Origin of the sequence: Oryzobacter faecalis (assembly GCF_046764005.1) — a bacterium.
Classification (GTDB): Bacteria; Actinomycetota; Actinomycetes; order Actinomycetales; family Dermatophilaceae; genus Oryzobacter; species Oryzobacter faecalis.
The window spans coordinates 68,309-89,712 of sequence record NZ_JBKOFW010000011.1 but is presented as its reverse complement, the minus strand read 5'-3'; the positions used below and the strand labels follow the sequence as shown (position 1 = coordinate 89,712).

30 protein-coding genes and 1 pseudogene are annotated in these 21,404 nt (G+C 70.0%); 1 reads left to right on the top strand and 30 read right to left on the bottom strand.

Going from position 1 to position 21,404, the window contains the following annotated elements:
• Window positions 1–512: 512 nt before the first annotated feature.
• The 26 genes from ACK8HX_RS16195 to ACK8HX_RS16070 all read right to left on the bottom strand — a co-directional run bounded on the left by ACK8HX_RS16195 (window position 513) and on the right by ACK8HX_RS16070 (window position 16,546).
• Window positions 513–1,067, bottom strand: coding sequence for an adenylate kinase (locus ACK8HX_RS16195; RefSeq protein ID WP_411941750.1), 555 nt, complete (start codon window positions 1,065–1,067; stop codon window positions 513–515).
• Entirely contained in the window at window positions 1,067–2,380 is a 1,314-nt protein-coding gene (gene secY, locus ACK8HX_RS16190; RefSeq protein ID WP_411941749.1) for a preprotein translocase subunit SecY, read from the bottom strand. The genes ACK8HX_RS16195 and secY overlap by 1 nt, the downstream gene beginning before the upstream one ends.
• Before the next feature lie 173 nt (window positions 2,381–2,553).
• Entirely contained in the window at window positions 2,554–3,045 is a 492-nt protein-coding gene (rplO, locus tag ACK8HX_RS16185; RefSeq protein ID WP_411941748.1) for a 50S ribosomal protein L15, read from the bottom strand.
• A gap of 2 nt (window positions 3,046–3,047) precedes the next feature.
• Window positions 3,048–3,230 carry a 50S ribosomal protein L30 gene (gene rpmD, locus ACK8HX_RS16180; protein ID WP_345206138.1) on the bottom strand — a complete coding sequence of 61 codons (183 nt, stop codon included), beginning with the start codon at window positions 3,228–3,230 and terminating at the stop codon, window positions 3,048–3,050.
• A complete protein-coding gene (rpsE, locus tag ACK8HX_RS16175; protein ID WP_411941747.1) occupies window positions 3,230–3,877 on the bottom strand; it encodes a 30S ribosomal protein S5 in 648 nt (215 codons plus the stop codon). Before rpsE ends, rpmD begins: the two co-directional genes overlap by 1 nt.
• A 43-nt stretch (window positions 3,878–3,920) precedes the next feature.
• Window positions 3,921–4,295 carry a 50S ribosomal protein L18 gene (rplR, locus tag ACK8HX_RS16170; protein ID WP_411941746.1) on the bottom strand — a complete coding sequence of 125 codons (375 nt, stop codon included), beginning with the start codon at window positions 4,293–4,295 and terminating at the stop codon, window positions 3,921–3,923.
• A gap of 3 nt (window positions 4,296–4,298) precedes the next feature.
• Complete coding sequence (gene rplF, locus ACK8HX_RS16165) at window positions 4,299–4,835, bottom strand: 50S ribosomal protein L6 (RefSeq protein ID WP_411941745.1); 537 nt, start codon at window positions 4,833–4,835, stop codon at window positions 4,299–4,301.
• Window positions 4,836–4,847: 12 nt separating this feature from the next.
• Complete coding sequence (gene rpsH / locus ACK8HX_RS16160) at window positions 4,848–5,246, bottom strand: 30S ribosomal protein S8 (RefSeq protein WP_411941744.1); 399 nt, start codon at window positions 5,244–5,246, stop codon at window positions 4,848–4,850.
• Between the two features lie 148 nt (window positions 5,247–5,394).
• Window positions 5,395–5,580 (bottom strand): type Z 30S ribosomal protein S14, encoded by a 186-nt coding sequence (locus tag ACK8HX_RS16155; RefSeq protein WP_145229691.1) that lies wholly within the window; start codon window positions 5,578–5,580, stop codon window positions 5,395–5,397.
• A gap of 4 nt (window positions 5,581–5,584) precedes the next feature.
• Entirely contained in the window at window positions 5,585–6,145 is a 561-nt protein-coding gene (gene rplE / locus ACK8HX_RS16150) for a 50S ribosomal protein L5 (protein ID WP_411941743.1), read from the bottom strand.
• Window positions 6,146–6,150: 5 nt separating this feature from the next.
• A complete protein-coding gene (gene rplX / locus ACK8HX_RS16145; RefSeq protein ID WP_411941742.1) occupies window positions 6,151–6,498 on the bottom strand; it encodes a 50S ribosomal protein L24 in 348 nt (115 codons plus the stop codon).
• A 3-nt stretch (window positions 6,499–6,501) separates the two neighbouring features.
• Window positions 6,502–6,870, bottom strand: a complete 369-nt coding sequence (gene rplN / locus ACK8HX_RS16140; protein ID WP_392543034.1) for a 50S ribosomal protein L14 — start codon at window positions 6,868–6,870, stop codon at window positions 6,502–6,504.
• A 68-nt stretch (window positions 6,871–6,938) separates the two neighbouring features.
• Complete coding sequence (gene rpsQ / locus ACK8HX_RS16135) at window positions 6,939–7,205, bottom strand: 30S ribosomal protein S17 (RefSeq protein ID WP_411941741.1); 267 nt, start codon at window positions 7,203–7,205, stop codon at window positions 6,939–6,941.
• 23 nt (window positions 7,206–7,228) lie between these two features.
• A complete protein-coding gene (gene rpmC, locus ACK8HX_RS16130) occupies window positions 7,229–7,465 on the bottom strand; it encodes a 50S ribosomal protein L29 (RefSeq protein WP_411941740.1) in 237 nt (78 codons plus the stop codon).
• Window positions 7,465–7,884: a 50S ribosomal protein L16 gene (gene rplP, locus ACK8HX_RS16125; RefSeq protein WP_411941739.1), complete on the bottom strand. Its 420-nt coding sequence runs from the start codon at window positions 7,882–7,884 to the stop codon at window positions 7,465–7,467. The genes rpmC and rplP overlap by 1 nt, the downstream gene beginning before the upstream one ends.
• A gap of 2 nt (window positions 7,885–7,886) precedes the next feature.
• A complete protein-coding gene (rpsC, locus tag ACK8HX_RS16120; RefSeq protein WP_411941738.1) occupies window positions 7,887–8,684 on the bottom strand; it encodes a 30S ribosomal protein S3 in 798 nt (265 codons plus the stop codon).
• Window positions 8,684–9,073 (bottom strand): 50S ribosomal protein L22, encoded by a 390-nt coding sequence (rplV, locus tag ACK8HX_RS16115; protein ID WP_411941737.1) that lies wholly within the window; start codon window positions 9,071–9,073, stop codon window positions 8,684–8,686. The genes rpsC and rplV overlap by 1 nt, the downstream gene beginning before the upstream one ends.
• Window positions 9,073–9,354 carry a 30S ribosomal protein S19 gene (gene rpsS / locus ACK8HX_RS16110; RefSeq protein ID WP_055815489.1) on the bottom strand — a complete coding sequence of 94 codons (282 nt, stop codon included), beginning with the start codon at window positions 9,352–9,354 and terminating at the stop codon, window positions 9,073–9,075. The genes rplV and rpsS overlap by 1 nt, the downstream gene beginning before the upstream one ends.
• Before the next feature lie 12 nt (window positions 9,355–9,366).
• Window positions 9,367–10,203 (bottom strand): 50S ribosomal protein L2, encoded by an 837-nt coding sequence (gene rplB / locus ACK8HX_RS16105; RefSeq protein WP_411941736.1) that lies wholly within the window; start codon window positions 10,201–10,203, stop codon window positions 9,367–9,369.
• Between the two features lie 22 nt (window positions 10,204–10,225).
• Window positions 10,226–10,525 (bottom strand): 50S ribosomal protein L23, encoded by a 300-nt coding sequence (gene rplW / locus ACK8HX_RS16100; RefSeq protein WP_411941735.1) that lies wholly within the window; start codon window positions 10,523–10,525, stop codon window positions 10,226–10,228.
• Window positions 10,522–11,193, bottom strand: a complete 672-nt coding sequence (gene rplD / locus ACK8HX_RS16095; RefSeq protein WP_411941734.1) for a 50S ribosomal protein L4 — start codon at window positions 11,191–11,193, stop codon at window positions 10,522–10,524. Before rplD ends, rplW begins: the two co-directional genes overlap by 4 nt.
• 5 nt (window positions 11,194–11,198) lie before the next feature.
• Complete coding sequence (gene rplC / locus ACK8HX_RS16090; protein ID WP_411941733.1) at window positions 11,199–11,855, bottom strand: 50S ribosomal protein L3; 657 nt, start codon at window positions 11,853–11,855, stop codon at window positions 11,199–11,201.
• A gap of 10 nt (window positions 11,856–11,865) precedes the next feature.
• Window positions 11,866–12,174, bottom strand: coding sequence for a 30S ribosomal protein S10 (gene rpsJ / locus ACK8HX_RS16085; RefSeq protein WP_012867945.1), 309 nt, complete (start codon window positions 12,172–12,174; stop codon window positions 11,866–11,868).
• Window positions 12,175–12,549: 375 nt separating this feature from the next.
• The gene (locus ACK8HX_RS16080) at window positions 12,550–14,088 is read right to left on the bottom strand and encodes a serine/threonine-protein kinase (protein ID WP_411941732.1); all 1,539 of its coding nucleotides are present in this window, start codon (window positions 14,086–14,088) and stop codon (window positions 12,550–12,552) included.
• Between the two features lie 91 nt (window positions 14,089–14,179).
• Complete coding sequence (locus ACK8HX_RS16075) at window positions 14,180–15,145, bottom strand: EamA family transporter (protein WP_411941731.1); 966 nt, start codon at window positions 15,143–15,145, stop codon at window positions 14,180–14,182.
• 6 nt (window positions 15,146–15,151) lie between these two features.
• On the bottom strand, window positions 15,152–16,546 hold the full coding sequence (locus ACK8HX_RS16070; RefSeq protein ID WP_411941730.1) for an NAD(P)-binding protein: 1,395 nt from the start codon (window positions 16,544–16,546) through the stop codon (window positions 15,152–15,154).
• Window positions 16,547–16,658: 112 nt separating this feature from the next.
• On the opposite strand from ACK8HX_RS16070, the gene ACK8HX_RS16065 reads away from it, so the two are divergent.
• Window positions 16,659–17,222 (top strand): GNAT family N-acetyltransferase, encoded by a 564-nt coding sequence (locus tag ACK8HX_RS16065; RefSeq protein ID WP_411941729.1) that lies wholly within the window; start codon window positions 16,659–16,661, stop codon window positions 17,220–17,222.
• 75 nt (window positions 17,223–17,297) lie between these two features.
• Here ACK8HX_RS16065 and tuf read toward each other — a convergent pair whose 3' ends face one another.
• From tuf to ACK8HX_RS16045, 4 genes and pseudogenes are all read right to left on the bottom strand, one after another.
• Window positions 17,298–18,494, bottom strand: a complete 1,197-nt coding sequence (tuf, locus tag ACK8HX_RS16060) for an elongation factor Tu (RefSeq protein ID WP_411941728.1) — start codon at window positions 18,492–18,494, stop codon at window positions 17,298–17,300.
• Between the two features lie 119 nt (window positions 18,495–18,613).
• Complete coding sequence (fusA, locus tag ACK8HX_RS16055; RefSeq protein WP_411941727.1) at window positions 18,614–20,728, bottom strand: elongation factor G; 2,115 nt, start codon at window positions 20,726–20,728, stop codon at window positions 18,614–18,616.
• Window positions 20,729–20,837: 109 nt separating this feature from the next.
• On the bottom strand, window positions 20,838–21,308 hold the full coding sequence (gene rpsG, locus ACK8HX_RS16050; protein ID WP_411941726.1) for a 30S ribosomal protein S7: 471 nt from the start codon (window positions 21,306–21,308) through the stop codon (window positions 20,838–20,840).
• Window positions 21,308–21,404 (bottom strand): annotated as a pseudogene (locus ACK8HX_RS16045) (30S ribosomal protein S12); the annotation flags it as partial. The pseudogene ACK8HX_RS16045 and the gene rpsG, both read right to left, overlap by 1 nt.

Genomic DNA, 21,404 nt, shown 5'->3' with positions numbered 1-21,404 from the left:
CCAGGCAGAAGATGCGACGAGGTATTGGCATCGATTTTTGACACGCTGTTGAGTTCTCAAGGATCGGACGCGCACCAACCACCTGCTCGTCTCCGAGCACGTCGTCGGGGCTTGTGTTGCTGTCCTGTGCTCTTCCGGTCTCCCAGAAGGCAACCGGTCGAACGTACCCGCGTCCACGCTTGGGCGTCAAATCCGGCCCGCTCTCGCGGTCACCGGTCTCGATCGCGCTTGGATCTCGGCGGGGACCCCACCTTACCAGCCTCGGGAGCCGGTCCCAAACCGGGACGGTGGGTGCCAACCTGGGGCCCGGCCTGCTTGGGGCCGGCTCCCGGAGGAGCTGGCCGCTTGGCGTCCGTTCCGCCCTCGCGGGCTGACGTCGAGAACACTAGACGACGTCCTCGGCGAAGACCAAATCGGCTGCCGCGCAGTGGGTTCCACTCGCCCGGAGACGCCGAACGGCCCCCGTCGCGCGAGGCGACGGGGGCCGTTCGAGATGCTGCTGCGGTCGGCGCTCAGGACAGCGCCGCGAGGATCCGTGCGGTGACCTCGTCGACCTCGCCGAGGCCGTCGACCTCGACGAGGATGCCCCGGTCGCGGTAGGTGTCGGACAGCGGCCTGGTCTCGCGGTGGTAGATGGCCATCCGCTCACGAATGACCTCGTCCGAGTCGTCGGAGCGACCCTCGACCTCGGCTCGCTTCAGCAGCCGGGCGACGACGGCGTCCTCGTCGACGGTGAGCTCGAGCACCCGGTCGAGCGGGTGGCCGTCGAGCATCGCGTCGAGCGCGTCGACCTGGGCCAGGGTCCGGGGGTAGCCGTCGAGGAGGAAACCGCTCGAGGCGTCCTCCTGCGCGAGCCGGTCCTCGACGATGGCGTTGGTGACCTCGTCGCTGACGTAGCCACCCGAGGCCAGGATGTCCTTGACCTGCAGGCCCAGCTCGGTCTCGTTCTTGATGTTCGCGCGGAAGATGTCCCCGGTCGAGATCGCCGGGATGCCGAGGTGCTCGGCGATCCGGGCCGCCTGGGTGCCCTTGCCGGCACCCGGCGGGCCGAGGATGAGCAGTCGCATCAGCGGAGGAACCCTTCGTAGTGACGCTGCTGCAGCTGGGCCTCGATCTGCTTCACCGTCTCGAGGCCGACGCCCACGATGATGAGGATCGAGGTGCCACCGAACGGGAAGTTCTGGTTGGCGTCGACGAGGACCAGCGCGATGAGCGGGATGAGCGAGATGAGCGCGAGGTAGATCGCGCCGGGCACCGTGATCCGGGTCAGGACGTAGTTGAGGTACTCGGCCGTGGGTCGCCCGGCGCGGATACCCGGGATGAAGCCGCCGTACTTCTTCATGTTGTCGGCGACCTCGGTGGGGTTGAACGTGATCGACACGTAGAAGAACGTGAAGAACAGGATGAGCCCGATGTACAGGGCCATGTAGAGCGGCTTGTCGCCGGTGACGAGGTTGGCGTTGATCCAGTCGACCCAGCCGGGGTTGTTGCCGTCGGCGCTGGTGTTGAACTGGGCCACGAGGGTGGGCAGCGCGATGAGCGAGCTGGCGAAGATCACCGGGATGACACCGGCCATGTTGACCTTGAGCGGGATGTACGTGGAGGTGCCGCCGTAGACCCGGCGGCCGACCATCCGCTTGGCGTACTGGACGGGGATGCGCCGCTGGCTCTGCTCGACGAAGACCACGAGGGCGATCACGGCGAAGCCCATGAGGATGATCCCGAGGAAGACGGTCCAGCCCGAGCGCTGCTGGATCGCCCACAGCGAGCCGGGGAAGCCCGAGGCGATCGAGACGAAGATGAGGAGCGACATCCCGTTGCCGACGCCCTTGTCGGTGACGAGCTCACCGAGCCACATGATCATGCCGGTTCCCGCCGTCATCGTGAGGACCATGATGAGGATCGTGACGACGGAGTTGTCGGACAGGATGTTCGTGCACGCGGGGTTGCCGAAGAGCGTCTGCGGGTTCTGCGCGAAGGTGATGAGCGTCGAGCTCTGCAGGACCGCCAGCGCGATCGTGAGGTAGCGCGTGTACTGCGTCATCTTCGACTGCCCGGCCTGGCCCTCCTTCTTGAGGGCCTCGAACCGCGGGATGACGACCGTGAGCAGCTGGACGATGATGCTCGCCGTGATGTACGGCATGATCCCCAGCGCGAAGATCGACAGCTGGAGCAGTGCCCCGCCGCTGAAGAGGTTGACCAGCCCGAGGAGCCCGTTGCTGTTGTCGGCGCCCTCGATGCAGCGCTGGACGAGCGGGTAGCTCACGCCCGGGGTGGGCACGTGGGCGCCGAGGCGGTAGACCACGATGATGCCGAGCGTGAAGAGCAGCTTCCTGCGCAGGTCGGGCGTCTTGAACGCGCGGCCGAATGCGGTGAGCACAGGTCCTCCAGGGGTGCGGCCGGATGGGTGGGGCCGCGGTCGTCAACGAACCGTCACAAGATACCCGTCGGTGCGGCGGCTGCCGTCACCGAGGGCCGAACGACACACGCCGCAGGGCCGGTTCCCGAGGTCTCCCGGGACCAGGCCCTGCGGCGTGTGGTCATGAGGGGTGGTCAGGCGGTCGTCGCCGAGCCGCCCGCCGCCTCGATCTTCTGCTTGGCGCTCGCGGAGAACGCGTTGGCCGTGACGTTGACGGCCACCGCGATCTCGCCGGTGCCGAGCACCTTGACGAGCTCGCCGTCGCGGACCGCACCCTTGGCCACGAGGTCCTCGATGCTCACGTCGCCACCCTGGGGGTAGTGCGTGGCGAGCCAGTCGAGGTTCACGACCTGGTACTCGGTCTTGAACGGGTTCTTGAAGCCGCGCAGCTTCGGGAACCGCATGTGCAGCGGGGTGGTCCCGCCCTGGAAGCCCTCCGGCACCTGGTACCGGGCCTTGGTGCCCTTGGTACCGCGACCGGCGGTCTTGCCACGCTTGCCACCCTCACCACGACCCACGCGGATCTTGGCGGACTTCGCACCCGGTGCCGGGCGCAGGTGGTGCACCTTCAGCGCCGCGGCGCCCTCGGACGCCGCCTTGGCAGCGGCCTTCTTGGTGTCGGCCATGATCACTCAACCTCCTCGACGGCGACGAGGTGCGTCACCGTCCGGACCATCCCGCGGATCTCGGGACGGTCCTCCTTGACGACGACGTCGCCGATGCGCTTCAGACCGAGGGAGCGCAGCGTGTCACGCTGGTTCTGCTTCCCACCGATCTCCGAACGGGTCTGGGTCACCTTCAGCCGCGCCATCACGCACCCGCCTTCGCCTCGGCGATGCCGGCGGCCTGCGCCCGGAGCATCGCCGCGGGGGCGACCTGGTCCACGGGGAGGCCACGGCGAGCCGCGACGGCCTCCGGACGCTCGAGGCCCTTGAGGGCCTCGACCGTCGCGTGGACGATGTTGATCGCGTTGTCCGAGCCGAGGCTCTTGGACAGCACGTCGTGGATGCCGGCGCACTCGAGCACCGCGCGGACCGGGCCACCGGCGATGACACCGGTACCGGGGCTGGCGGGGCGGAGCATGACGACACCGGCGGCGGCCTCACCCTGGACGGGGTGCGGGATCGTGCCCTGGATGCGGGGGACCTTGAAGAACTGCTTCTTCGCCTCCTCGACACCCTTGGCGATCGCCGCGGGCACCTCCTTGGCCTTGCCGTAGCCGACGCCCACGGTGCCGTCACCGTCGCCGACGACGACGAGGGCGGTGAAGCTGAAGCGACGGCCACCCTTGACGACCTTCGCGACGCGGTTGATGGTCACGACGCGCTCGAGGTACTGGCTCTTCTCGGCATCCCGGGAGTCACGGCCGCCACGACGGTCGTCGCGACGGTCGCCACGGCGCTCTCCGCGCTCGGCGGTGCCGGCGGTCCCGGTGCCTCGACGCTGGGGTCCTGGCATCAGATGTTCCTCATCTCGACAGTGGTGGTCTGGTTGGCGTGGGTCACAGCGACAGCCCGCCTTCCCGAGCGCCGTCCGCGATGGCGGCGACGCGACCGTGGTACTTGTTGCCGCCGCGGTCGAAGACGACGGCGTCGACGCCGGCCTTCTTCGCGCGCTCGGCGACGAGCTCGCCCACCTTCTTGGCCTTGGCGGTCTTGTCACCGTCGAAGGTGCGGACGTCGGCCTCCATCGTCGAGGCGGACGCGACCGTCCTGCCGACGGTGTCGTCGACGACCTGGACGAAGACGTGGCGCGCGGACCGCGACACGACGAGGCGGGGACGCCCGGCCGTACCGGCGACCTGCTTGCGGACGCGGAAGTGACGACGACCGCGCGCGGCGCTCTTGCCCTTGCTGCGCTTGACGATCAGTGCCATGGCTTACTTACCAGCCTTTCCGACCTTGCGGCGGATCTGCTCGCCCGCGTAGCGGACACCCTTGCCCTTGTACGGGTCGGGCTTGCGGAGCTTGCGGATGTTCGCGGCGACCTCGCCGACGAGCTGCTTGTCGATGCCCTGGACCGAGAACCGGGTCTGGTTCTCCACCGCGAAGGTGATGCCGGCCGGCGGCTCGACGGTGATGGAGTGCGAGTAGCCGAGGGCGAACTCGAGGTTGGAGCCCTTGGCGAGCACGCGGTACCCGGTGCCGTGGATCTCGAGCTTCTTCTCGTAGCCCTCGGTGACGCCGAGCACCATGTTGTTGATGAGCGAGCGGGTCAGGCCGTGGAGCGAGCGCGACTCACGCGCGTCGTCGGGGCGCTTGACCTCGAGGACGCCGTCGTTGGTCTCGACGGTGATCGGCTCGGCCACGACGTGGCTGAGCTCGCCCTTGGGGCCCTTGACCTTCACGGTCCGGCCGTCGACGGAGACGTCGACGCCCGAGGGCACGGTGACGGGGAGACGTCCGATGCGGGACATGGCTGCTACCCCTTACCAGATGTAGGCGAGGACTTCCCCACCCACACCCTTGTTGGCGGCCTGACGATCGGTCAGCAGGCCGGACGACGTCGAGATGATCGCGACACCGAGGCCACCGAGAACCTTGGGCAGGTTGGTGGACTTGGCGTAGACGCGAAGGCCGGGCTTCGACACGCGGCGGACGCCGGCGATCGAGCGCTCACGGTTGGGGCCGTACTTGAGGTTGATGGTGAGCGTCTTGCCCACCTCGGCGTCCTCGACGGTCCAGCCCGCGATGTAGCCCTCGGCCTCGAGGATCTCCGCGATGTGGCTCTTGAGCTTCGAGAACGGCATGGAGACTGCGTCCTTGTGCGCCGAGTTGGCGTTCCGGACGCGGGTCAGCATGTCCGCGATCGGGTCGGTCATGGTCATTGGGCTTCTCCGCCCTCTCTCAGTGCGGTTTCCTCCCGGCCGGGGCCGGGCGGACCTGCGCTGTAGATGGTCTGGTTGTTTTCCTGGGGGTGCCGCGTGGAGCGGCGGGTGGGGAGGGCCGGCGCGGGCGCCGACCGCCCCCCGCTGCTCACCAGCTGGACTTGGTCACACCGGGGAGCTCGCCGCGGTGGGCCATCTCCCGCAGGCAGATCCGGCACAGGCCGAACTTGCGGTACACCGAGTGCGGGCGGCCGCAGCGCTGGCACCGCGTGTACCCGCGGACCGCGAACTTCGGCTTCTTGTTCGCCTTGTTGACAAGGGCAGTCTTCGCCATGTGCTCAGTTCTCCTTGAACGGGAAGCCGAGCGCCTTGAGCAGCGCGCGCCCCTCGTCGTCGTTCGTCGCGGTCGTGACGACCGTGATGTCCATCCCGCGGACGCGGTCGATCCGGTCCTGGTCGATCTCGTGGAACATCGACTGCTCCGTGAGGCCGAAGGTGTAGTTGCCGCGACCGTCGAACTGCTTCGGCGACAGGCCGCGGAAGTCACGGATGCGCGGGAGGGCGACGGACACGAGGCGGTCGAGGAACTCCCACATGCGGTCACCGCGCAGCGTCGCGTGGGTGCCGATCGGCATCCCCTCGCGCAGCTTGAACTGGGCGATCGACTTGCGGGCCTTGGTCACGACCGGCTTCTGGCCGGTGATGGCGGTGAGGTCGCGGACGGCACCCTCGATGAGCTTGCTGTCCTTGGCGGCGTCACCGACACCCATGTTGACGACGACCTTGACGACACCGGGGACCTGCATGACGTTCGCGTAACCGAACTGCTCGAGCAGGGCGCCCTTGATCTCGTCCTGGTAACGCGCCTTCAGGCGCGGCTTCGTTGCGGTGTCTGCCATCTCTCTCACAGGTCCTTGCCCGAGCGCGCGCCGACGCGGACGCGGGTCGCCTTCTGGCGCCCGTCACGCTCGACGGTCTCGACGCGGGTCTTGATCCGGGTCGGCTTCTTGTCCGACGGGTCGACGACGGCCACGTTGCTCACGTGGATCGGCGCCTCCTGGACGACGAGCCCGCCGGTGCGGCTGCCGCGCGAGGACTGGCCGGCCTTGGTGTGCCGCGTGACGCGGTTGACACCCTCGACGGTGACGCGACCGGTCTCACGGTTGACCGCGATGACCTTGCCGGTCTGGCCCTTGTCCTTGCCGGACAGCACGTGGACGGTGTCGCCCTTCTTGATCTTCATCGACGCCATGGCTCAGAGCACCTCCGGGGCGAGGCTGATGATCTTCATGAAGCGCTTCTCGCGCAGCTCGCGGCCCACGGGGCCGAAGATGCGGGTGCCACGCGGGTCGCCGTCGTTCTTGAGGATGACGGCGGCGTTCTCGTCGAACTTGATGTAGGAACCGTCGGCGCGGCGACGCTCCTTCTTGGTGCGGACGACGACCGCCTTGACGACGTCACCCTTCTTGACGTTGCCGCCGGGGATGGCGTCCTTGACGGTGGCGACGATGGTGTCGCCGATGCCGGCATACCGGCGACCCGAGCCGCCGAGAACACGGATGCACAGGATCTCCTTGGCACCGGTGTTGTCGGCGACGCGCAGTCGCGACTCCTGCTGGATCACTTGTCTTATCTCCTATACGTCGTGCTGGTTCTCCGCCGCGAGGCAGCGGAGCCTGGCCGAACCGGGGCTTACTTGGCCTTCTCGAGGATCTCCACGACGCGCCAGCGCTTGGTGGCGCTGAGCGGGCGGGTCTCCATGATGAGGACACGGTCGCCGACGCCGGCAGCGTTGGCCTCGTCGTGCGCCTTGACCTTGGTCGAGCGGCGCATGACCTTGCCGTAGAGCGCGTGCTTGACGCGGTCCTCGACCTCGACGACGACGGTCTTGTCCATCTTGTCGCTGACGACGTAGCCCTGGCGGGTCTTGCGGTCGTTGCGCGCGACGGCGTCGGTCACGGTCTCATCCTTCTTCGTCGTGCTCACTTGGCCTCACCCTTCGCACCGATGCCGAGCTCACGCTCGCGCATCTCGGTGTAGATGCGGGCGATGTCCTTGCGGACGGCGCGCAGCCGCCCGTGGTTGTCCAGCTGGCCCGTGGCCGACTGGAACCGGAGGTTGAACAGCTCCTCCTTGGCCTTGCGGAGCTCGTCGACGAGACGGTCGTCGTCGAGGCCACGCAGCTCCTTGGAGGTCAGGTCCTTGGAACCGACTGCCATCAGAAGTCACCACCCTCACGCCGGACGAAGCGGCACTTCATCGGCAGCTTGTGCATCGCGAGGCGCATGGCCTCGCGTGCGACGTCCTCCGGCACACCGGAGAGCTCGAACATGACACGACCCGGCTTGACGTTGGCGATCCACCACTCGGGCGAACCCTTACCGGAGCCCATGCGGGTCTCGGCCGGCTTCTTGGTCAGCGGGCGGTCCGGGTAGATGTTGATCCAGACCTTTCCGCCACGCTTGATGTATCGGGTCATCGCGATACGCGCGGACTCGATCTGGCGGTTGGTGACGTAGGCGGGCTCGAGGGCCTGGATGCCGTAGTCGCCGAACGCGATGGTCGTACCGCCCTTGGCAGCGCCCGAGCGACCCGGGTGGTGCTGCTTGCGGTGCTTGACTCGACGGGGAATCAGCATGGTCAGGACTCCTCGGTGCTGGCAGCGGCCGGCGCCTCGACGGTGCCCTCGGCCTGGGCCGGGGCATCGGTGCGGCGGGCGCGAGCCGGACGGTCGGCGCCGTCACGACGCGGGCCACGGCCCTGGCGCGGCGCGGTGGCCTGCTGGGCCGCGAGCTCACGCGCGGTGAGGTCGCCCTTGTAGATCCACACCTTGACGCCGATGCGACCGAAGGTGGTCTTGGCCTCGTAGAAGCCGTAGTCGATGTTCGCGCGGAGGGTGTGCAGCGGGACGCGACCCTCGCGGTAGAACTCGGTGCGGCTCATCTCGGCGCCGCCGAGGCGACCGGAGACCTGGACGCGGATGCCCTTGGCGCCGGCGCGGGTGGCGGACTGCATGCCCTTGCGCATGGCGCGGCGGAACGAGACGCGGGCGCTCAGCTGCTCGGCGATGCCCTGCGCGACGAGCTGGGCCTCCTGCTCGGGGTTCTTGACCTCGAGGATGTTCAGCTGGACCTGCTTGCCGGTGAGCTTCTCGAGCTCGCCGCGGATGCGGTCGGCCTCGGCGCCGCGGCGGCCGATGACGATGCCGGGACGTGCCGTGTGGATGTCGACGCGGACGCGGTCACGCGTGCGCTCGATGTCGACGCGGGCGATACCGGCGCGGTCCATGCCCTCGGACATGAGCTTGCGGATCGCCACGTCCTCCTTGACGTAGTCGCGGTAGCGCTGACCCTCCTTGGTGGAGTCGGCGAACCAGCGGCTCTTGTGCTCCGTCGTGATCCCGAGACGGAAGCCGTGCGGGTTGACCTTCTGGCCCATCAGCGAGTGCCTCCGTTCTTGGTGGGCTTGGGGGCGACGACCACGGTGATGTGGCTCGTGCGCTTGTTGATCCGACCGGCGCGGCCCTGGGCCCGCGGACGGAAACGCTTCATGGTGGGGCCCTCGTCGACCATGGCCGAGGAGACGACGAGCTCGCGCTCGTCGAAGCGCTCGGCGACCTGGTCGGCCTTGACCCGCGCGTTGGCGATGGCGGACTCGAGGACCTTGCGGACCGGCTCGGCCGCGCTCTGCGGGGCGAAGCGCAGGACCGACACGGCCTCCACGGCGTTCTTGCCGCGGATGAGGTCGACGACCCGGCGCGCCTTCATCGGCGCGACCCGGACGTGACGGGCGATCGCCCGCGCCTCGAGGGTGCTGTTCTCGGACATCAGCGACGACGCCCCTTCTTGTCGTCCTTCACGTGACCCTTGAAGGTGCGGGTCGGTGCGAACTCGCCGAGCTTGTGGCCGACCATCGCCTCGGTGACGAACACCGGGACGTGCTTGCGGCCGTCGTGCACGGCGAGGGTGTGGCCGAGCATGTCGGGCGAGATGACCGACCGGCGCGACCAGGTCTTGATGACGTTCTTGGTACCCGCTTCGTTCTGGACGTCCACCTTCTTCTGGAGGTGGTCGTCGATGAAGGGGCCCTTCTTCAGGCTACGAGGCATGTGTCAGGCTCCTCAGCGCTTCTTGCCGGTACGCCGGCGACGGACGATGAGCTTGTCGCTCGGCTTGCCGGGACGGCGGGTACGACCCTCGGGCTTGCCCCAGGGCGACACCGGGTGGCGGCCACCGCTGGTGCGGCCCTCACCACCACCGTGCGGGTGGTCGACGGGGTTCATCACGACACCGCGGACGGTCGGGCGCTTGCCCTTCCAGCGCATGCGGCCGGCCTTGCCCCAGTTGATGTTCGACTGCTCGGCGTTGCCGACCTCGCCGACGGTGGCGCGGCAGCGCACGTCGACGTTGCGGATCTCACCGGACGGCATGCGCAGCTGCGCGTAGGGGCCGTCCTTGGCGACGAGCTGCACGCGGACACCGGCCGAGCGGGCGATCTTCGCACCACCACCGGGCTTGAGCTCGACGGCGTGGATGACCGTACCGGTCGGGATGTTGCGCAGCGGCAGGCTGTTGCCGGGCTTGATGTCGGCCGAGGGGCCGTTCTCGACCGGCATGCCCTGCTCGAGGCCCTTGGGGGCCAGGATGTAGCGCTTCTCGCCGTCGGCGTAGTGCAGCAGCGCGATGCGGGCGGTGCGGTTGGGGTCGTACTCGATGTGAGCGACCTTCGCCGGGATGCCGTCCTTGTCGTGGCGACGGAAGTCGATGACGCGGTACGCACGCTTGTGGCCACCACCGATGTGACGGGTGGTGATGCGGCCGTTGTTGTTGCGGCCACCGCTCTTGGTCAGCGGGCGGACGAGGGACTTCTCGGGGGTGGAGCGGGTGACCTCGACGAAGTCGGCCACGCTCGACCCGCGACGCCCCGGCGTCGTCGGCTTGTACTTACGAATACCCATGGTGTGTCAGTCCTCAGCTTCCTCAGGCGCCGGCGCTGCCGAAGATGTCGATCGAGCCCTCGCGGAGGGTGACGATCGCGCGCTTGGTGTCCTTGCGCCTGCCGATGCCGAACCGCGTGCGACGGGCCTTGCCCTTGCGGTTCAGCGTGTGGACGGAGTCGACCTTGACGCCGAACACCTGCTCGACGGCGATCTTGATCTCGGTCTTGTTCGAGCGCGGGTCGACGACGAAGGTGTACTTGCCCTCGTCGAGGAGCCCGTACGACTTCTCGGACACGACCGGCGCGATCAGGATGTCGCGGGGGTTCTTGCCCTGGCTCACTTCTCGTCCTCCCCATCAGCCTTGGCGGCGGCCTTCTTGGCCGGAGCCTTCTTGGCCGGCTTCTCCGCGGCGACCTCGGTGCCCGTGAAGGTCTCGAACGCGGCCTTGGTGAACACCACGTCGTCGGCGCAGAGCACGTCGTAGGTGTTGAGCTGGTCGACGGCCAGGACGTGCACGTCCGCGAGGTTGCGGACCGACTTCAGCGACACGAGGTCGGTGCGGTCGAGCACGACGAGCAGGTTCTTGCGCTCGGTCAGGCCGGCGAACAGCGCCTTGGCGTCCTTGGTCGACGGCGCGTCGCCGGTGGCGATCGACTCGACGACGTGAACGCGGTCGTGGCGGGCCCGGTCGGAGAGGGCACCGCGCAGGGCGGCGGCCTTCATCTTCTTGGGGGTCCGCTGGGCGTAGTCGCGCGGCTGCGGGCCGTGGACGGTGCCACCGCCGGCGAACTGCGGCGCGCGGGTCGAGCCCTGGCGGGCGCGCCCGGTGCCCTTCTGGCGGTACGGCTTGCGACCGCCACCACGGACCTCACCACGGGTCTTCGTCGCGTGCGTGCCCTGGCGCGCGGCCGCGAGCTGGCCGACGACGACCTGGTGGATCAGCGGGACGTTGGTCTGGACGTCGAAGATCTCCGCGGGGAGCTCGACCTTCAGGGTCTTGGTGGCCATGCGGGTCACGCCCCCTTCGCAGCCGAGCGCACGAGGACGACCGCGCCGCGGGGGCCGGGAACGGCACCCTTGACGAGCAGCAGGCCCTTCTCCGCGTCCACGGCGTGGATCGTGAGGTTCTGGGTGGTCTGGCGCACGCCGCCCATGCGGCCGGCCATGCGCATGCCCTTGAAGACGCGACCGGGGGTGGCACACCCGCCGATCGAGCCGGGCTTGCGGTGGTTGCGGTGCGCACCGTGGGAGGCCGAGACGCCCTTGAAGCCGTGACGCTTCATGACGCCCGCGAAGCCCTTGCCCTTGGTGCGGCCGGTGACGTCGACCTCCTGGCCGACCTCGAAGGTGTCCGGGCCGACCTCCTGGCCGAGGGTGTACTCGGCGGCGTCGGCGGTACGCACCTCGATGAGGAAGCGGCGCGGGGTGACGCCGGCCTTGTCGAAGTGGCCGGTGAGCGGCTTGGTGACCTTGCGCGGGTCGATCGCGCCGTAGCCGAGCTGGACGGCGGCGTAGCCGTCGGTGTCGGCGTCGCGGACCTGGGTCACGACGTTGGGGCCGGCCTGGATGACGGTGACGGGCACGAGACGGTTCGTCTCGTCCCACACCTGGGTCATCCCGAGCTTGGTGCCGAGCAGGCCCTTCTGGGTCTTGGTGGCAGTGGTGGTCATGTCGTCAGCCTCAGAGCTTGATCTCGATGTTGACGTCAGCCGGGAGGTCGAGACGCATCAGCGAGTCGACGGCCTTCGGCGTCGGGTCGATGATGTCGATGAGGCGCTTGTGGGTGCGCATCTCGAAGTGCTCGCGGCTGTCCTTGTACTTGTGGGGCGACCGGATGACGCAGAAGACGTTCTTCTCCGTCGGCAGCGGCACGGGGCCGACCACGGTCGCGCCGGCACGGGTGACCGTGTCCACGATCTTGCGCGCCGAGCTGTCGATGACCTCGTGGTCATACGACTTCAAGCGGATGCGGATCTTCTGTCCCGCCATCTGACGTTCCGTCTCTCTCTCGCCGTCCATCTGTCTTGTGCCGGTCCCAGGTGCGGACCTCCGACCCCCGCGGTCGGGCGTGTCGCCCTTGCTCCGCACCCGGAGCGGCGCGGTTTCCCGCATCGCGACCGGAGGATCGAGTTGTCCCAGGTGGGACCGGGGCCTGACTCTTCGCGAACCGAGCCGCCCCGCCGACCATCCGGCGGTTCGTGACCTCGTCGCGGTGGGCGCCGACCCCCGACTTCGGGTTCCGGCACGCGCCAAGCAACCTGAACAGTGTGCCAGAGGTCGGCACGGCCCTCCAAATCGGGCGATACACCCGGGCGGCTCAGGCGGGCGGCACCTCCCGGACCGTGGCGCGTCGCGGCCCCGGCATCAGCCCCCGGTGCTGGACAGCACGGACGACCGGTCGATCTTGAGCACCCCGTCGTCGCGGACGAGCCGGTAGGACGTCCGCTCGACCACGGTGCGGCCGTCCGCGAAGTCGTAGGTGAGGGTCGCCGTGACGGCGTCGGGGGCGGTGGCGCCCACGCGTGACACCCGGACCCGCTCGATGTCGGACCAGAAGGCGGCGTACGAGGCGCGGCTGCCCGCGGTCGTGCGGCGGTAGCGGTCGGTGAGCAGCGCGTAGCCGGCGTCGACGTCGCCCGGGAGGAGGGCGTAGTAGTCGCGCAGCGCCGTGCTCAGCTGGCCGGCGCTGGGCGCCCCGCCCGAGGGGTCGGGCGAACGCGCGGGCGTGCGGCTGGGCGAGGGCGTCGGCGAAGGGGTGGCGGTCGCGGTGGGCGACGTGGGCGGGGACGTCGTCGGCGACACGGCGGGCGAGGACCTCGTGGGGGCCGGCGTGCTCGTCGGCCCCGAGGCCCGCGGCTCGTCGGCGCGCTGGGCCACCAGGGCCCAGACGCCGGCGGCGACCAGGAGGGACGCCAGGACGACCAGCAGCCTGCCGCGGCGGCGCCGCACCGGGACCTCGGGAGCGGTGGTCGCGGGCCCCTCCTCCCGGAAGCCCGCCAGCAGGTCGCCCTCCTCCACCGGGACGGTCGCGGCAGCGACCCCGGCGGCCGCGGCGGGCCCGTCGGCGGCCGGGTCCGCCGCGGCGGCGAGCGCGGCGACGTCGGACAGCGCGGCGGCGACCTCGGCCATCGCCGGCCGCGCGGCCGGTGAGGGAGCCAGCATGTCGGTCAGCAGGGGGGTCAGCCGCCCCGAGGCCCGGGGGGCCCGGACGTGCCCCGAGGCGACGCGGTGCAGCACCGCCATCGCGTTCTCGTGGGTGCCGAACGGGGGCTCGCCCTCGAGGACGGTGTAGAGCGTCGCGCCGAGGGAGAAGACGTCGGAGGCGGGCGTGGAGCGCTCGCCCCGGGCGACCTCCGGGGCCAGGTAGGCCGGGGTCCCGGTGACGAGGCCGGTCGAGGTGAGCGAGGCGTCCCCGAGCGCGTGGGCGATCCCAAAGTCGCTGATCCTCGCGGTGCCGTCGGGGGCGATGAGGACGTTCGCGGGCTTGACGTCGCGGTGGACGATGCCCAGCTCGTGCGCCGCCGCGAGCGCCGAGGCGACCTCGGCCCCGATCCGGGCCACCTCCGCCACGTCGGGCCCGCCCGCGGTGGCCGCGAGCTCGGCCAGGCTCGTCGAGGGGACGTACTCCATGACGAGGCACGGCTGTCCCTCGTGCTCGACGACGTCGAAGACCCCGACCGCGTGCGGGTGGTGCAGCCGGGCGGTGATCCGGGCCTCGCGCAGCGCGCGCTGGGAGGCGACGCGCGCGTCCTCGTCGGCAGCGGTGGCGCGCGCGTGCAGGCGCTTGACGGCGACGTCCCGGCCGAGTCGCTCGTCGTGGGCCAGCCACACGACTCCCATGCCCCCGGCACCGATGGGGCGCAGGGTGCGGTAGCGGCCGGCGATGACGTCGGACTCGGGCACCGGGCTCCTCAGGGTCGGGACGGGGTCGGGACGGGTACGGACCGGCGGTGGGCGCGCGAGGCTCACCGCTCCACCCCCGTCCCTACCCACCTCAGCCGTTGCGCACCCCGCCCGCCACCGACCCGTTGCCCGTGGGCTCCCCCACCGGTGCGTCGCCCGGCTCCGAGCGTCCGGCCCGTCGCCGCCACCTGAGGCCGAGGCGGCGACCGAGCGTGACGAGGACGACGCCGGCGACGAGCAGCGCACCGCCGGCGAGCGCGGTCGGGGTGAGCCGCTCCCCCGTGACGAGCCACGCGGCGAGGAGGCCGACGGGTGGGACGAGGAGCGTGAACGGGGCGACCTCCGACGCGGGGTGGCGCTCGAGCAGCCGGTTCCAGATGCCGTACCCCACGAAGGAGGCGAGCACCGCCGTGTACGCGGTCGACAGCCAGGCGGCGGCGCCGAGGTGGGTGAGGGCGTGCCCCACGGCGGCCGGTCCGTCGACGAGGAGGGACAGACCGAGGAGGGGAAGGGGCACGACGAGCGCCGACCAGACGACGAGGCCCAGCCCACCGGGGACCCCGAGGCGGCGGACGAGGACGTTGCCGGTGGCCCACGAGACCGCGGCCCCGACGCACAGGACGAGCGCGACGAGCGGCACGGCTCCCCCACGTCCGAGGGCGACGACACCGAGGCCGACCAGTCCCAGGCCCACGCCGACCCACTGGAACAGCGCCGGGCGCTCGGCGAGGACGGCCGCCGCGACGACGACGGTGACGACCGCCTGGAGCTGCAGGACGAGCGAGGCCAGACCGGGCGGCATCCCCACGGCGAGCGAGGTGTAGAGGAGGCCGAACTGGCCCAGGCTCATGGCCGCACCCACGAGGAGGACGCGGTGCAGCGGCGCGTCCGGGCGCGGGACGAACGGGAGGGCGAGGAGGACCACGGCGAAGCGCAGCGCGACGAACACGAGCGGCGGGACGTCCTGCAGACCCCAGTCGATGACGACGAAGTTCGCGCCCCAGATGACCATGACGGCGGTGGCGGCGAGGACGTCCTTGAGGGGCACGACGCCCATCGTCCCCTACGGCGCGAGGTCCTCCCCGCGCGCCAGGGCGTCGAGGCGGGCGATGCCGGCGGGGCTGTGCTCCCGGACCCGGTCGAGCGCGGCCCGGACCTCGGGCCGGCCGGCGTCGGAGGGTGCCACCCTCGAGGGGTTGAGCGGGTTGGACGCGACCCATGCGGCGATGTCCGGGGCCGCCATGAACACCGCCGAGCTCCGCGCACCGTCGACGGTCATCCGCGCCCACTGGCGCAGCGAGTTGCCGAACTCGGTGGGTGCGCACAGCCGGTTCTTCTCGGCGTCCTCGCGGCCCGAGCCCTCCACGTGGCCGACCAGCGCCGCACCGAAGCACGGGAAGCCGGCACGGATCGGCTGCGGGGTGATCACCTCCGGCGTCCACACCGGGACGGTCGGTCGGTCCGGGAGCCCGTCGGCCGCGCAGTCGACGACGACGGCACCCGGCGGGAGCGACACGGCGCCGTCGTCGAGCTCGAGACGGTCACGGTGGGCGGACCGGACGTGGCCGAGGCGGACGACGTGCTCGACACTGCGGAGCAGGTCGAGCTCCCACCGGCCGAGGGTGGGCGCCTTCGCCATCGTCGGGGTCCGCGAACGGTCGATACGGAGCATGGTCCCCGACTCCTCGAGGTCCTCGAAGAGCCGGTCGAGGGTGACGGCGCGCGACGCGGCGTCCATGAGGTCGGCGACCATCGCGAGGAAGATGGCCGGGTCGGGCTGGATCCGGGCGCGGTCGAGCATCCACGGCTCGCGCGGTCGGACCCAGGTGATGGCGTCGGGATCCATGCCCCGGCCGAGCAGGTGGACGATCGCGTCGGTCGCCGTCTTGCCCGAGCCGAGGACGGCGGCGTGCGGGGCGTCGGCGACGTCGGCGAGCGCGTTGACCGGGACGACCCGGGCGTCGTCGGCGACGGCGTAGCGGCGCTCGCTCTCGGCGGGGATCACCGGCGAGCGGTAGCGCGCGTCGACCAGCCGGACGGGTGCGGCTCGCCCGGTGACCTGGACCGTCTCCCCGGTCGACAGCGACCGGACGCGGCCCCCTCCGACGTGCTCGTGCCCGGCGAGCAGCTCGACCCTCCCGGAGTCCACGTGCCGCGCCAGCACGTCGTCGTAGTAGGCGCAGATCGTCGCGCGGTCGGCCCGCTGGTGCAGGCCCGCCTCGGGGCCCTCGGTCTGGACCGCCCCACTGCCGAGCATCGTCGAGGCCACGCCGTAGAACTGCGACGCCTGGTGCAGCCGGACGAAGGGGTAGGCCGCCCGCCAGTGGCCGCCCGGGCCCTCGCGCCGGTCGACGACGACGACCCGGACGTCGGCACGGGTGACGAGCGCGTCGGTGAACGCCATCCCGGTCGCGCCGGCGCCGACGACGAGGTAGTCGGCCTCACGGGTTCGGGCCACGGTCCGACCCAAGCACTGCGCCCGGTGGCCGTCAACGGCCCACCCCCTGCACGCCGCAGCCGGGCCGTGCAGGACCGGGAGGTCCCGCTCCTCTTGGCGTAGCGTCCCCGGCATGACCCCCCGCCGCCCGCCGCGCGGACGTCCGGTCCTCGAGACCGACCGCCTCGTCCTGCGCCCGCTCACGTGGGACGACCTCCCCGACCTCGAGGCCCTCGACGCGGACCCCGAGGTCATGCGCTTCCTCGACCGCCCGCGCACCGCCGACGACGTCCGTGACCGCACGTTCGCCCGGCTCGACCCGGCGCACGACGCGATGGGCCTGGGCTACTGGGTCGGCCTCGAGCACGGCCGCTTCGTCGGCTGGTGGCTGCTCACCCCGGAGGGACCGGGGCTGGGCGAGATCGGGTGGCGCCTGCACCCGTGGGCGTGGGGCCGCGGGCTGGCCACCGAGGGCGCGCGGGCCGTCCTCGACCACGGGTTCGGCACGGTCGGCCTGGACCGGGTCGTGGCCGAGACGATGGCCGTCAACCTCGCGAGCCGCGCCGTCATGGCGAAGATCGGGCTGCGGCACACCGGCATCGAGCACCGCGAGTGGGACGACCCCCTCCCCGGCGCCGAGGAGGGCGAGTGGCTCGCCGAGCTGACCCGGGAGGAGTGGCTCGCCGCCACCACCTGACGACGGCGAAGGGCCCGCACCCCCTGCTGGGGGTGCGGGCCCTTCGACAGGCTGCCGGGGCGACCCGGCGTCAGGTCACTTGTTGATCTTGGTGACCCGGCCGGCGCCGACGGTGCGGCCGCCCTCGCGGATGGCGAAGCGCAGGCCCTCCTCCATGGCGATCGGCTGGATGAGCTCGACGGACATCTCGGTGTTGTCACCGGGCATGACCATCTCGGTGCCCTCGGGGAGGTGCACGACGCCGGTGACGTCGGTGGTCCGGAAGTAGAACTGCGGACGGTAGTTGTCGTAGAACGGCGTGTGACGGCCACCCTCGTCCTTGGACAGGATGTAGACGTTCGCGTCGAACTCGGTGTGCGGGGTGATCGACCCCGGCTTGACGACGACCTGGCCGCGCTCGACGTCCTCGCGCTTGATGCCGCGGAGGAGCAGGCCGACGTTCTCGCCCGCGCGACCCTCGTCGAGGAGCTTGCGGAACATCTCGATGCCGGTGGCGGTGGTCTTGGTCGGCGGGCCGGTGTGGATGCCGACGATCTCGACCTCCTCGTTGACCTTGAGGATGCCGCGCTCGATGCGACCGGTGACGACGGTGCCACGACCGGTGATCGTGAAGACGTCCTCGACGGGCATGAGGAACGGCTTGTCCGTCTCGCGCTCCGGCTCGGGGATGTAGGTGTCGACGGCGTCCATGAGGTCGAGGACGGTCTGGCCCCACTCGGCGTCGCCCTCGAGGGCCTTGAGCGCCGAGACCTTGACGACCGGCAGGTCGTCGCCCGGGAACTCGTAGTCCGAGAGGAGCTCACGGACCTCCATCTCGACGAGCTCGAGGATCTCCTCGTCGTCGACCATGTCGGCCTTGTTCAGCGCGACGACGATGTAGGGGACGCCGACCTGGCGGGCCAGGAGGACGTGCTCCTTCGTCTGCGGCATCGGGCCGTCGGTGGCGGCGACCACGAGGATCGCGCCGTCCATCTGCGCCGCACCCGTGATCATGTTCTTCACGTAGTCGGCGTGACCCGGGCAGTCGACGTGGGCGTAGTGCCGGCCCTCGGTCTGGTACTCGATGTGCGCGATGGAGATGGTGATACCGCGCTGCTTCTCCTCGGGCGCCTTGTCGATGTCCTCGAACGCGAACTGCGGGTTCAGGTCCGGGTACTTGTCGTGCAGGACCTTGGAGATCGCAGCCGTCAGCGTCGTCTTACCGTGGTCGATGTGACCGATGGTGCCGATGTTGACGTGCGGCTTGGTCCGCTCGAACTTTGCCTTCGCCACTTGATGTCCTCCTCAGGACTCTTCTGGTGAAACGCCTTTACGACCGGGCAGGACGTGGCGTCGTCTTCGGGGGTTGGTTGGAATGCTTCTCGGATCGAGACCAGCGACCAGTCTAGCGGTCACTCGCCTCGCGTCTTCTTGACGATCTCCTCGGCCACCGACTTGGGGACCTCGGCGTAGGAGTCGAACTCCATCGAGTAGTTCGCGCGACCCTGGGTCTTGGACCGGAGGTCACCGACGTACCCGAACATCTCCGACAGCGGGACGAGGCCGCGGACGACCTTGGCTCCGCTGATGTCCTCCATGGCCTGGATGTGGCCACGGCGGGAGTTGATGTCGCCGATGACGTCGCCCATGTAGTCCTCGGGCGTGCGGACCTCGACGGCCATCATCGGCTCGAGGAGGACCGGCTCGCACTTGCGGACGGCCTCCTTGAGCGCCATGGAGCCGGCGATCTTGAACGCCATCTCCGAGGAGTCGACGTCGTGGTACGCACCGTCGAGGAGCGTGGCCTTGATGCCGACGAGCGGGTAGCCCGCGAGCACGCCGTACTGCATGGCGTCCTGGATGCCGGCGTCGACCGACGGGATGTACTCGCGCGGGACGCGACCACCCGTGACCTTGTTGTCGAACTCGTAGAGCTCGCCCTCGGCCGTGTCGAGCGGCTCGAGCGCGATCTGGACCTTCGCGAACTGGCCCGACCCACCCGTCTGCTTCTTGTGGGTGTAGTCGTACTTGTCGATCGAGCGCTTGATGGTCTCGCGGTAGGCGACCTGCGGCTTGCCGACGTTCGCCTCGACCTTGAACTCGCGCCGCATGCGGTCGACGAGGATGTCGAGGTGGAGCTCGCCCATGCCGGCGATGATCGTCTGGCCGGTGTCCTCGTCGAGGTGCACCTGGAAGGTCGGGTCCTCCTCGGCGAGCTTCTGGATCGCGGTGCCGAGCTTCTCCTGGTCGCCCTTGGTCTTGGGCTCGATGGCGACCTGGATGACCGGCTCCGGGAACGTCATCGACTCGAGGACGACCGGGCTGTCGATGTCACACAGGGTGTCACCGGTGGTCGTGGCCTTCAGGCCGATGGCGGCGTAGATGTGGCCCGCGAGGGCGTCCCCGACGGGGTTCTCCTTGTTGGCGTGCATCTGGAACAGCTTCCCGATGCGCTCCTTCTTCACCTTGGTCGAGTTGAGCACCTGGGTACCCGCGGTGATGTGGCCGGAGTAGACCCGGATGAAGGTGAGTGTGCCGAAGAACGGGTGCGTCGCGACCTTGAACGCCAGCGCCGAGAAGGGCTCGTCCTTGCTAGGCCGGCGCACGACCTTCTCGTCCTCGTTGCCGGGGGCGTGGCCCTCCATGGCGGGGACGTCGAGGGGCGAGGGGAGGTAGTCGACGACGGCGTCGAGCATCGGCTGCACGCCGCGGTTCTTGAACGCCGAGCCGCACAGGACCGGGTAGACCTCGGAGGCGATCGTCAGCTTGCGGATGCCGGCCTTGATCTCCTCGGGGCTGAGCTCGCCGCCCTCGAGGTACTTCTCCATGAGGGCGTCGTCGGACTCGGCGACGCGCTCGATGAGGTGGTGGCGGTACTCCTCGACCTTGTCGGCGAGGTCGGCCGGGATCTCCTGGATCTCGTACTTCGCGCCCATGGTGACGTCACCCTTGGCGTCGCCGGGCCACACGAGCGCACGGCGGTAGATGAGGTCGACGACGCCGACGAAGTCGTTCTCGGCGCCGATCGGGAGCTGGAGCACGAGCGGCTCCGCGCCGAGGCGGTCCTTGATGGTGTCGACCGTGAAGTAGAAGTCCGCGCCGAGCTTGTCCATCTTGTTGACGAAGCAGATGCGGGGGACGTTGTACTTGTCGGCCTGGCGCCAGACGGTCTCGGACTGGGGCTCGACGCCCTCCTTGCCGTCGAACACCGCGACGGCGCCGTCGAGGACGCGCAGGGAGCGCTCGACCTCGACGGTGAAGTCGACGTGGCCGGGGGTGTCGATGATGTTGATCTGCGACCCCTCCCAGAAGGAGGTGACGGCGGCGGAGGTGATGGTGATCCCCCGCTCCTTCTCCTGCTCCATCCAGTCGGTGGTCGAGGCGCCGTCGTGCGTCTCGCCCATCTTCCGGTTGACGCCGGTGTAGAAGAGGATGCGCTCCGTCGCCGTCGTCTTGCCGGCGTCGATGTGCGCCATGATGCCGATGTTGCGGACCTTGTTGAGGTCCGTCAGGACGTCCTGTGCCACGTTCGTGTTCTCGTCTCGTTCGCGGTGTGTGCGGTTTCGGGTGCGCGGCGGTGCGAGCGACCGGTCCCCCGGCGCGCCCCGCTCGTGGCGGGCGCGCCGGGGACTCGGGTCACCAGCGGTAGTGCGCGAAGGCCTTGTTCGACTCGGCCATCTTGTGCGTGTCCTCGCGGCGCTTGACAGCGGCGCCGAGCCCGTTGGAGGCGTCGAGGATCTCGTTCATGAGGCGCTCGGTCATCGTCTTCTCGCGACGCTGGCGCGAGTAGCCGACGAGCCAGCGCAGCGACAGGGTCGTCGCGCGGTTCGGCTTGACCTCGACCGGGACCTGGTAGGTCGCACCGCCGACGCGGCGGGACTTGACCTCGAGGGTCGGGCGGATGTTGTCGAGCGCGCGCTTGAGCGTCTGGACCGGGTCGGTGCCGGTCTTCTCGCGGCAGCCCTCGAGGGCGCCGTAGACGATGGTCTCGGCGATCGACTTCTTGCCGTCGAGGAGCACCTTGTTGACGAGCGAGGTCACCAGGGGGCTGGCGTAGACGGGGTCGACGACGAGCGGCCGCTTCGGAGCGGGTCCCTTGCGAGGCATCAGGCCTTACCCTTCTTCGCGCCGTAGCGGCTGCGGGCCTGCTGACGGTTCTTCACGCCCTGGGTGTCGAGGGCGCCACGGATGATCTTGTAGCGG

What these genes read in the sequence shown, in the direction of transcription:
- ACK8HX_RS16195 (WP_411941750.1), bottom strand. Translation starts at nt 1,067, where the DNA reads ATGCGACTGCTCATCCTCGGCCCGCCGGGTGCCGGCAAGGGCACCCAG.
- rplO (WP_411941748.1), bottom strand. Translation starts at nt 3,045, where the DNA reads ATGGCCGACACCAAGAAGGCCGCTGCCAAGGCGGCGTCCGAGGGCGCC.
- rpmD (WP_345206138.1), bottom strand. Translation starts at nt 3,230, where the DNA reads ATGGCGCGGCTGAAGGTGACCCAGACCCGTTCGGAGATCGGTGGGAAG.
- rpsE (WP_411941747.1), bottom strand. Translation starts at nt 3,877, where the DNA reads ATGCCAGGACCCCAGCGTCGAGGCACCGGGACCGCCGGCACCGCCGAG.
- rplR (WP_411941746.1), bottom strand. Translation starts at nt 4,295, where the DNA reads ATGGCACTGATCGTCAAGCGCAGCAAGGGCAAGAGCGCCGCGCGCGGT.
- rplF (WP_411941745.1), bottom strand. Translation starts at nt 4,835, where the DNA reads ATGTCCCGCATCGGACGTCTCCCCGTCACCGTGCCCTCGGGCGTCGAC.
- rpsH (WP_411941744.1), bottom strand. Translation starts at nt 5,246, where the DNA reads ATGACCATGACCGACCCGATCGCGGACATGCTGACCCGCGTCCGGAAC.
- ACK8HX_RS16155 (WP_145229691.1), bottom strand. Translation starts at nt 5,580, where the DNA reads ATGGCGAAGACTGCCCTTGTCAACAAGGCGAACAAGAAGCCGAAGTTC.
- rplE (WP_411941743.1), bottom strand. Translation starts at nt 6,145, where the DNA reads ATGGCAGACACCGCAACGAAGCCGCGCCTGAAGGCGCGTTACCAGGAC.
- rplX (WP_411941742.1), bottom strand. Translation starts at nt 6,498, where the DNA reads ATGGCGTCGATGAAGATCAAGAAGGGCGACACCGTCCACGTGCTGTCC.
- rpmC (WP_411941740.1), bottom strand. Translation starts at nt 7,465, where the DNA reads ATGGCAGTCGGTTCCAAGGACCTGACCTCCAAGGAGCTGCGTGGCCTC.
- rplP (WP_411941739.1), bottom strand. Translation starts at nt 7,884, where the DNA reads ATGCTGATTCCCCGTCGAGTCAAGCACCGCAAGCAGCACCACCCGGGT.
- rpsC (WP_411941738.1), bottom strand. Translation starts at nt 8,684, where the DNA reads ATGGGCCAGAAGGTCAACCCGCACGGCTTCCGTCTCGGGATCACGACG.
- rplV (WP_411941737.1), bottom strand. Translation starts at nt 9,073, where the DNA reads ATGTCCGAGAACAGCACCCTCGAGGCGCGGGCGATCGCCCGTCACGTC.
- rpsS (WP_055815489.1), bottom strand. Translation starts at nt 9,354, where the DNA reads ATGCCTCGTAGCCTGAAGAAGGGCCCCTTCATCGACGACCACCTCCAG.
- rplB (WP_411941736.1), bottom strand. Translation starts at nt 10,203, where the DNA reads ATGGGTATTCGTAAGTACAAGCCGACGACGCCGGGGCGTCGCGGGTCG.
- rplD (WP_411941734.1), bottom strand. Translation starts at nt 11,193, where the DNA reads ATGGCCACCAAGACCCTGAAGGTCGAGCTCCCCGCGGAGATCTTCGAC.
- rplC (WP_411941733.1), bottom strand. Translation starts at nt 11,855, where the DNA reads ATGACCACCACTGCCACCAAGACCCAGAAGGGCCTGCTCGGCACCAAG.
- rpsJ (WP_012867945.1), bottom strand. Translation starts at nt 12,174, where the DNA reads ATGGCGGGACAGAAGATCCGCATCCGCTTGAAGTCGTATGACCACGAG.
- ACK8HX_RS16075 (WP_411941731.1), bottom strand. Translation starts at nt 15,145, where the DNA reads ATGGGCGTCGTGCCCCTCAAGGACGTCCTCGCCGCCACCGCCGTCATG.
- ACK8HX_RS16065 (WP_411941729.1), top strand. Translation starts at nt 16,659, where the DNA reads ATGACCCCCCGCCGCCCGCCGCGCGGACGTCCGGTCCTCGAGACCGAC.
- rpsG (WP_411941726.1), bottom strand. Translation starts at nt 21,308, where the DNA reads ATGCCTCGCAAGGGACCCGCTCCGAAGCGGCCGCTCGTCGTCGACCCC.